This window comes from Paenarthrobacter aurescens (assembly GCF_025421775.1).
In the GTDB taxonomy this organism is placed as follows: domain Bacteria; phylum Actinomycetota; class Actinomycetes; order Actinomycetales; family Micrococcaceae; genus Arthrobacter; species Arthrobacter aurescens_B.
In genome coordinates this window covers 1-235 of record NZ_JAOEFX010000736.1, presented here as the reverse complement: position 1 = coordinate 235, position 235 = coordinate 1, and the positions used below count along the sequence as shown (strand labels likewise).

Genomic DNA, 235 nt, shown 5'->3' with positions numbered 1-235 from the left:
ATCAGTGCAAGGAATGTCCGGACGGCCCACCGGGTTGGAGAGAGAATGAAGATTGAGATCTGGTCAGACGTCGCGTGCCCGTGGTGCTACCTCGGCAAGCGCCGTTTCGAGACCGCCCTGGCACAGTTCCCGCACCGTGATTCGGTAGACATCGAGTGGAAGAGCTCCCAGCTGGACCCTTCCGATCCGGAGCACTACGACGGGACGGAGCTGGACTACCTGAGCAAGCGCAAGG

The 235-nt window shown here is 61.3% G+C and carries 1 protein-coding gene; it reads left to right on the top strand.

Features of this window, described 5'->3' with window-relative positions:
- Positions 1 to 45: 45 nt before the first annotated feature.
- On the top strand, positions 46 to 235 hold a 190-nt coding region (locus N7568_RS25425), incomplete at its 3' end, for a DsbA family oxidoreductase (RefSeq protein WP_261612388.1).